Annotated in this window: 6 protein-coding genes; 2 read left to right on the top strand and 4 right to left on the bottom strand. The window is 68.7% G+C overall.

Annotated features, from left to right (window positions below; translation table 11 throughout):
• Positions 1-123: 123 nt before the first annotated feature.
• Genes XcodCFBP4690_RS04880 through XcodCFBP4690_RS04865 form a run of 4 tightly spaced genes read right to left on the bottom strand, consistent with a single transcriptional unit; the run spans position 124 to position 3008 of the window.
• Positions 124-909 (bottom strand): N-formylglutamate amidohydrolase, encoded by a 786-nt coding sequence (locus tag XcodCFBP4690_RS04880; protein WP_104539879.1) that lies wholly within the window; start codon positions 907-909, stop codon positions 124-126.
• Complete coding sequence (locus XcodCFBP4690_RS04875) at positions 902-1453, bottom strand: NUDIX hydrolase (RefSeq protein ID WP_167394472.1); 552 nt, start codon at positions 1451-1453, stop codon at positions 902-904. The genes XcodCFBP4690_RS04880 and XcodCFBP4690_RS04875 overlap by 8 nt, the downstream gene beginning before the upstream one ends.
• Positions 1450-2436 carry a 5'-3' exonuclease gene (locus XcodCFBP4690_RS04870; RefSeq protein ID WP_104539877.1) on the bottom strand — a complete coding sequence of 329 codons (987 nt, stop codon included), beginning with the start codon at positions 2434-2436 and terminating at the stop codon, positions 1450-1452. Before XcodCFBP4690_RS04870 ends, XcodCFBP4690_RS04875 begins: the two co-directional genes overlap by 4 nt.
• Positions 2433-3008: a nitroreductase family protein gene (locus XcodCFBP4690_RS04865; protein ID WP_104539876.1), complete on the bottom strand. Its 576-nt coding sequence runs from the start codon at positions 3006-3008 to the stop codon at positions 2433-2435. The genes XcodCFBP4690_RS04870 and XcodCFBP4690_RS04865 overlap by 4 nt, the downstream gene beginning before the upstream one ends.
• Positions 3009-3270: 262 nt before the next feature.
• Between XcodCFBP4690_RS04865 and XcodCFBP4690_RS04860 the strand changes: the two genes are divergently transcribed.
• Positions 3271-5493: a DUF1631 family protein gene (locus XcodCFBP4690_RS04860; protein ID WP_104539875.1), complete on the top strand. Its 2223-nt coding sequence runs from the start codon at positions 3271-3273 to the stop codon at positions 5491-5493.
• Positions 5494-5715: 222 nt separating this feature from the next.
• On the top strand, positions 5716-8073 hold the full coding sequence (locus XcodCFBP4690_RS04855; protein WP_104539874.1) for a DUF1631 domain-containing protein: 2358 nt from the start codon (positions 5716-5718) through the stop codon (positions 8071-8073).
• Positions 8074-8116: the final 43 nt, after the last annotated feature.

Genomic DNA, 8116 nt, shown 5'->3' with positions numbered 1-8116 from the left:
ATCTGGTCTATGGCGTCCTCAAATCGGGCACCGCATTTGACCCACAGAAAGCCCTTGCCAGGTGAGGGGCAAGACGGTATCTACCTGGGTATCTGTTGTTCGTCCTCGCATGTCGCAAGACGATTATCGCGGCAGCAACCCATCGGCCAACGGTGGAAGAAGGCGCGCCAATCGCTGCGCCCATGCCGTTTGCCCGGCCGTATCGGCGATCAGGTCCTGGCGGATTTCCAGTTCCACATGCGGCAGGCCGCGGCCTTCGCCATGGACCGGAATCGCGTAGTCGGTGGTGTCGCTGACCGCATACGGCTGGTTGTCGCCAACCACCAGGTCCGGTTCTGCGCGCAAGGCGTCCAGCAGGCGATGCGCCAGCCGGGTGTCGCGGTGGTACAGCACGCCGGCATGCCAGGGGCGCGCCTGGCCGGCCATCACCGGGGTAAAGCTGTGCATGGACACCAGCAGCGTCGGTTGCCGGCGTGCGGCGCGCGCGTCCAGCTCGGCGGCGATGCGGTCGTGATACGGCGCGAAGATGGCATCGATGCGCTGCTGGCGCTGATGCGGTGTGAGTTGCAGATTGCCGGGAACGGTGGTGCCGTCGCTGCGTTCCGGCATCCGGCTGGCGGCGCCTTCGGGCCGGTTGCAGTCGACCACCAGCCGCGAATAGGTCTGGGTGATGGCGATCGCATCCAGTGCCTCGGCCAGCAGGCGGGTGACCTGCGCAATGCCGATATCCCAGCCGATATGGCGGTCCAACTCGAACTGCGGCAGGCCCAGGTTGGCCAGCCGTGCCGGCACGCGCTGGCCGGCATGGTCGGCGATCAACAGCCAGGGCGATGCGGCCTGCGCGTTGTACACGGTGAACGGCGCCGGATCCCCGGCACCCAGCAAGGGCTCGGCCACGGCGTCAGCCACGCGGGGTACCGTCCAGTGCGTGGTCGGCCAGGTACACGCCGGCCCATAGCTTGGGGTCCATCTGGTAGCCCTCGGCCATCTTCTGCACCAGCCAGGCGCCGACCTGCGCGCGCGGGATTTCGTGCACGGTGATGTCCTCGCTGGCATCGCCACCGCCGGCGCCGACCTTGCGCAGCCCGGTGGCGCGCACGAAGGCGATCTTCTCGCTGCTTGCGCCAGCCGAGGTGGGGCCGATCATCAGCACTTCGGCGTTGTCGGCGGTCCAGCCGGTTTCTTCTTCCAGCTCGCGGATGGCCGACAGTTCGATCGACTCGCCGGCATGCACGTCGCCCACCAGTCCGGCCGGCATTTCGATGGTGCGCGCCTGCAGCGGCACGCGGAATTGCTCGACGAACAGCATTGCATCGTCCGGGGTGACCGCCACGATGATCGCGGCCAGGCCGCCGGCATGCACGCGCTCGGAATATTCCCAGGTGCCACGCACCACCATGCGCTGGTATTTGCCTTCGTAAACCACGGTGGGCGGCGTGTCGTGTCGGTTCATGGGGTCGGGCCTTGGGACAGGGATGCGGGGGGAAGTGGCGGCGTGGCAGCCGTGCAGGCGGCCAGCAGCCGCCGGCGCGTGAGCGGGCCGAAGCGCAGGCTGTCGCACAGCCCGGTCAGCATGTCGGTATCGGCCGGTGCACGCGTGAAACCGGTGGCGGTGAGGTCCAGCGGCGCATCCAGCGCGATGGTGGTGAGCTGGCGCCACAGCAGCGCATGTTCGCGCTGTTCGCGCAGCCGCGCTGCCATTTGCGCGGCGCCGCGCAGGCGCAGGAACGGGATCTCGTCGATACGCTCCAGCAGCGCATCCAGGCTGCCGAAATGCGCCAGCAGCACCGCTGCCGATTTGGCGCCGATGCCGGTGACGCCGGGAATGTTGTCGATCGCATCGCCGCACAACGCCAGGTAATCGGCGATCTGGTGCGCATGCACGCCGTGGCGCGCCTTCACCCCGTCCATGCCCCAGCGCAGATTGCGCGCGTAATCCCATTGCTCGTCGTGTTCGAATAACAGCTGCGACAGGTCCTTGTCGGCCGAGACGATGATGCCGCGCAGGCCATGCCCGCGCACGCTGTGCAGGGCGCTGCCGATCAGATCGTCGGCCTCGTAGTGGCGATGGGCCAGCACGCTCAGCCCCAGCGCCGCGCACAGCGCCTTGCAATGGGCGAACTGGCGCCGCAATGCGTCCGGCGCCGGTTCGCGGTTGCCCTTGTAGGCGGGATAGATCGCATGCCGGAAGCAGCTGTCCAGCGCCTCGTCGAAGGCGATGGTGATGTACTGCGGGTGCTCGCGTTCGAGCAGGTCCAGCAGGAAGCGTGCGAACCCATGCACGGCGTTGGTCGGCCAGCCCTGTGCGTCCTGGAATTCATCCGGAATCGAATGCCAGGCGCGAAACACGTACAGGCTGGCATCCACCAGATACAGCGGCTCCGGTCGCGGGCCGCCCGGCAGCGCCGCTGCAATGGCGCCGGGCAGCGTGCTCATGGGGTCCAGTCGCGCAGCAGGGTGCGCGGGTCCGGGCGCTCGCGTTCGGGCACCTGCAGGCGCGGCGTGCCGATATGGATGAAACCGGCGATGCGTTCGTGTTCCTGCAGGCCCAGGTAGCCGCCCACGGCCGGGTCGTAGGCCATCCACGCGGTCAGCCATTGCGCGCCGAACCCATACGCCTGTGCGGCCTGCAGCAGCGCAAAACACACGCAGCCGGCAGTGAGCAGCTGCTCCTGCTCGGGCACCTTGTGGTCCGGCTGCAGCGTGGCGATCACCACGATCACCACTGGCGCATCGTTGAAGCGGTTGCGGTCTTTTTCCACCGCCGCCGGCGGCGCCAACGGATCTGCGGCCTGGGTGCGCTCGGCGAGGAAATCGCCCAGCGCCTGGCGTGCATCGCCCTGGATTCGCAGGAACCGGAACGGCACCAGCTTGCCATGGTCGGGCACGCGCACCGCCGAGGTCAGCATGCGCAGCAGGGTGTCTTCGTCCGGGCCGGGTTCGCCCAACTGCTTGGAGGGGACCGAGCGACGCGCATCCAGCGCCTGAAGCGAATACGGTGCGTGCATAGGGAGGTGTTCTGGGGGAATGCGCCGATTATAGACAGGCGCTGCACAACGCCCGCCTCATTGCGACGACGCGCGGGCTGCCCCGGCAGTCGTGATTGCAGGTGCGTGGCGCAGCGGCCGCGCTGCTGCCGCAGGCAAGGGCATGGCGCGCAACCGGCAGCGGCGCACGTACACTGCGATTCCTGCGCGCCGTTCGCATCCACCTGACCCCGCGTGGTGCAGGGTGTCCGCCTTTCCTCGTGCTCGTTGCGTGCGTCGTCCGATGACCCAGTTCGTTTCCACCGACCCGTTGCCCAGCCGCAATGCGCAACTGCTCGATCATGTGCGCGACATCGTGCTGGTGCCGCTGGCCGATGCCTTCATCGACGTCCAGGACGCGTTGGCGCAGGCCTTGTTCGCGCTGGCCGCCGATGCCGGCGCGGGCCAGAACGATTTCATGGAGGCGATCCAGGCCCTGCGGCAGCAGCGCGAGCCGATCATCGCACGGTTCCGTGGGCATCTGGCCAAGGCCTGGCAGGGGCTGGAATCCGGGCGCCCGCTGTCGGCCGAGCGCACCCTGGCACGCGGCGCTGCCGGGCTGACCCTGTTGCCCGAGCACGATCTGGAGGTGCGGCTGGCGGTGCGCAATCTGGCCGGCGCGCTGCAGCATCAGTGGCGGCCGGAGCTGATGCGGCTCAACCGCTATCTCGGCTTCATCGCCGGCGGGCTGCGCATCGATGGCGACAGCAACCCGTTCGGTCCGGAGCATCTGGGCGTTGCGCTGTACGAGGCGTTCCAGGGCGTGACGCTGACGGCCAAGGTGCACCTGGCGGTGCTCAAGGTATGCGAACAGCAGCTGATGCCGCGCGTGGGCCAGCGCTATGCCGAGCTTGAGCAGGCATTGGCGCAGGTCGCGCGCCTGCGCGAGTTGCCGCAGGCGCGGCAGCGCCGCAGCGGCATCCCGCGCCAGGGCCTGCCCGGTGGCGAGGATGTGGCCGACACGCCGGACTGGATCGCACGCTTCTTTGCCGATTGGTCGGGCGGGCAGGGCGCGCTGGTCGGGGTCGAGGTCATCGACGTGCATCTGCGCAGCGGTCGCGAGGTCTTGCCGGCCGGGCTGCACCGGCGCTTGCAGGCGCGCCGCCAGCGCGAGCCGGAGACTGACCCGCCGGCCGTGCAGCGGCGGTTGTCGCCGCGCGAGGTGGTGTCGGCGCTGTCGTTGCTGCAGACCATGCCGCGGGCCGGATTCGACAGCATCGACGAGGCGCGTCAAGGGCTGCCGCGCGCGCTGCGCGAGCACCTCATGCGCGCGGCGGCCTCGCTCGGCGTGGACCCGGCCAGCACCGGCCTTGATCCCAGCGATGCCGATGCGCTGGATCTGATTGCGCTGTTGTTCGAGGCGATCCTGGTGCAGAGCCAGCTGTCGGACACCCAACGCAGCACGCTCGGCCAGTTGCTGGTGCCGATGGCCAAGCTGGCGATGCTCGACGGCCACCTGTTCGTGCGCGACGGCCATCCGGCGCGGCGCCTGCTCAACCTGTTGGTCGACGCCTGCGATGGCAACGGCGGCGAGACCGCGGCCGAACAGGCCTTGCTGGCGCAGGTGGATGCGGCCGTGGCCAGCATCGTGCGCGAGTTCGACGAGCATCCGGCGCTTTTTCTGGCGCTGGAGGCCGAGTTCGGCGCCAGCTACGAGCAGTATCGGCGCCGCGTGGAGATCGCCGAACGCCGCGCAAACGAACTGCAGCGCGCCGAGGAGCGCCGCGAGCGCGCCCGCCGCTGTGCGGCCCAGGCGCTGGACGAGCGTCTGGCGCGTGGACCGTTGCCGCCGGTGGTGGAGCAGTTTCTCAGACGCGTGTGGCACCCGAGCGTGCAGCAGGCCGCCTTGCGCGCCGACGGCGCCGGCCCGGCAGTGGACGCCGCCATCGCGCTTGGCGATAGCGTACTGGCCCAGCTGACGCCCGCCCGCGATGCGGCGGTGCTGGAGGCGCAGCAGGCGCCCTTGCTGCAGGCCTTCGCGCTGGCCGGCCTGGGACCGCGGGAGGCCGAGCAGGCGTTGCAGGAATTGCGGCGTGCGCTGGCGCCGATGCCGGCTGCCGACGTCGCGGATCGGCAGGCGCCCACGCTGGCCGCGCTGAGCCTGGCGCCCAGCCCTGTCGATCCGGTCGCCGAGCCGCTGACGCCGATGCTCGACGCCGGCGCGCAGGTGGAATTCGACCGCATCACTGCCGACTTCTTCCGCACCATGGCGATCGGCACCAGCCTGGATTTTGTCGACCGCGAGGGACGGGTGCAGCCGGGCAAGCTGTCATGGATCAGCCCGATTTCCGGCCGGCTGATGTTCGTCAACCGGCGCGGCGGGCGATTGTGCGTGTCCTCCCCGGAAGAGCTGGCGATGATGGTCTGGCTGGACCGGCTGCGCCTGCATCGCGAGGAAGACGCCTTCTACAGCGCGATGCAGGGCGTGGTCGACGCGCTGGACGCGCCTGCCACGCTGAAGGCTTAACCCTCGCAGGCCAATCACGATCAGCGGCAGGCTCCACCATGCCGTTGCGAGCTAGGATGGTGGCTCGATCGGCGAACCCTGGGCAGTCACGAGTAAAGTGAGAGCTGCGTCACACTTAACAAACGGGCGAAGCGCCTACCATGCGGGGGCGGAATTTGGGGCCGCGTCTGTTATTCCTCGTTTGAATATTTTCACGCCTGCAGAGGCGGGGAGCCTTTGCGCATGACTTTTCAGCCCAGTCCGTCGGGACACCCGGGCCGTGACCAACGCTTGCTCGAACAGGCGCACGCCGCATTCGTGCCGCCGCTCGTACAGGTGTTTGCAGCTGCAGTCGCACATTTCGATGATGTCCTGTTCGATCGCGCCGAATCCGCGGGCGCGTCACAGTTGCTGTTTCTCGATGGCATGCGCGAGTTGCGCCGCAAGCGCGAAGACGTGGCCACGCAGTTCCGCCAGCAGCTGGAGGACGGCTGGCAGGCGCTGCTGCTTGGCACACCGTTGTCGGCCGAAGTGGTGCTGGCCGGCGACATGGGCACCGGGCCGCTGAGCCTGGTGCCAGAGCATGTCCTGGAATCGCGGCTGGCGGTGCGCAACCTGGCCACCGTGCTGCTGCGCGATTTCAAGCAGGTACTGGCGCGCGTGGATCGCCGCCTGGGTTGGATTGCCGGCGGCCTGGAGCTGGTGGCCGACACCAATCCGTTCGGCCCGGAACATCTGGGCGTGGCGATCCACGAAGCCTTCGCCACCTGCGACCTGGCGCCGGAAGTGCGCCTGGTGCTGATCAAGTTGTGCGAGCGCGATCTGGCCGAGCCGATTGGCAAGCTGTACGCGCGCCTGGACGAAACGCTGGCCAAGGCCGGGGTGATGCCGGAAATCTCCCAGCCCAAGCGACCGCCGCCGCGCATGCAGTCGCGGGGAGAGACGCCCGAAGGGCGCGCGCAGGACCAGGCGCAGGGCGGCAACGACGAGATGGGCGGTGACGAGCAAGGCGATCAGTACGCGCCAGCCTGGGCCAATCGCTTCCTGGACCGCTGGGCGCATAGCCGCGGCCGCATGCAGGCGGCCGCACAACGCGGCCACGCCGAAGGGGCCGGCGGCGGTGGCATGGACGGCGACGCCGACCACCCCGGTGGCAGTCAGGGTGTGCTGCTGGATGCCTTGCATGAGCTGTTGCAGCAGACCCGCAGCGTGCGCGACAGCGCCGCCTCGGCCGCCTCGGTGGCGGTGGGCCAGCAACGCCCGCTGAGCCAGCGCGAAATGATGTCGGTGTTGTCGTTGCTGCAGGCCACGCCCAGCGCGACCCTGCAGGCAGCGATCGGCGACGATAACGAATCGCTTGCGCAGCGGCTGAAGAACGAGGTGCTCAACAGCGCCACGCGGCTGGGCGTGGACCCGGCCACCGCAAAACTCGACCCGATGGACGAGGACGCCATCGACCTGGTCGGCATGCTGTTCGACGTGATGCTGGACGAACGCGACCTGGAAAGCCGCTCGCGCGAGATGATCGGCCGGCTGGTGGTGCCGTTCGTCAAGGTGGCGTTGCTGGACCGCAAGATGTTCGTGCAGAAGACGCACCCGGCGCGGCGCCTGCTCAATTCGCTGGCCGAGGCCTGCGAAGGCAATAACGGCGACAGTGCCGCCGAACGCGTGCTGATGGGCAAGGTCGAGGAAATCGTCGACCGCTTGGTGGCCGAATTCAACGAGAACCTGGCGATCTTCCTGACCCTGGAAGAGGAATTCCGCGATTTCCTCACCCAGCACCGGCGCCGGGTGGAAATTGCCGAGCGCCGCGCCACCGAAACCCAGCGCGGCCAGGAAAAACTCGAACTGGCGCGCACCCGCGCGCTGTCGGAACTGGAGCAACGGGTACCGGAGGCGGCGGGCCTGCCCAAGGCGGTGGAGGATTTCCTGCGCCAGCCGTGGCTGCATCATCTGACCATGGCGATCCTGCGCGACGGCGATGAAGGCCCCGGCACGGTGGAGGCGCTGGCGCTGGCCGACGGCGTGCTGGACGAACTGGCCGAAGCGCGCCGCCACATCATCGGCAAACCCTGGCTGCAGGTCTGGCAGCCGGCCCTGCACCGCGTCTTCGCCAGCGTGGGTTTGCATGGCGATGCGGTGGTGGTGGCGATCACCGCGCTGCACGACACCCTGCAGGCCATTGCCGAGGCGCGTCCGGAACTGGAGAAGGCGTTGCCGGAACTGCCGCAGGTCAACCTGCCGCCGCCGGCCGCCGAAAGCGTCAGCGTGGTACTGGGCGCCGAAGCGGTGGCGCAGAGTATCGACAGTGCCGATGCCGAGCGCTTCCGCGCCATGGACATCGGCACCTGGCTGGATTTTGTCGACAAGGACGGCAAGGTGCAGGCGGGCAAACTGTCATGGGTGAGCCCGATCTCGCAGCGGTTGTTGTTCGTCAATCGGCGCGGCGTGCGTTTCTGCGTCGCCTCGCCGGAGGAACTGGCGGTGATGGTGCGCCTGGGCCGCTTGCGCGAGCACATCAACGACGGTGCCTTCGACAGCGCGATGCAGGGCGTGATCGACCGGTTGGACCCGCTGCACAACAACAGCACGGTGCACTGAGCGCCGCCGTTGCGCGCCCGCGCCGGCGCGAGGGTCGATACGC

Source organism: Xanthomonas codiaei, from assembly GCF_002939785.1.
In the GTDB taxonomy this organism is placed as follows: domain Bacteria; phylum Pseudomonadota; class Gammaproteobacteria; order Xanthomonadales; family Xanthomonadaceae; genus Xanthomonas; species Xanthomonas codiaei.
This window is presented reverse-complemented; position numbering and strand designations above follow the sequence as displayed.

What these genes read in the sequence shown, in the direction of transcription:
- XcodCFBP4690_RS04875 (WP_167394472.1), bottom strand. Translation starts at nt 1,453, where the DNA reads ATGAACCGACACGACACGCCGCCCACCGTGGTTTACGAAGGCAAATAC.
- XcodCFBP4690_RS04855 (WP_104539874.1), top strand. Translation starts at nt 5,716, where the DNA reads ATGACTTTTCAGCCCAGTCCGTCGGGACACCCGGGCCGTGACCAACGC.
- XcodCFBP4690_RS04870 (WP_104539877.1), bottom strand. Translation starts at nt 2,436, where the DNA reads ATGAGCACGCTGCCCGGCGCCATTGCAGCGGCGCTGCCGGGCGGCCCG.
- XcodCFBP4690_RS04865 (WP_104539876.1), bottom strand. Translation starts at nt 3,008, where the DNA reads ATGCACGCACCGTATTCGCTTCAGGCGCTGGATGCGCGTCGCTCGGTC.
- XcodCFBP4690_RS04860 (WP_104539875.1), top strand. Translation starts at nt 3,271, where the DNA reads ATGACCCAGTTCGTTTCCACCGACCCGTTGCCCAGCCGCAATGCGCAA.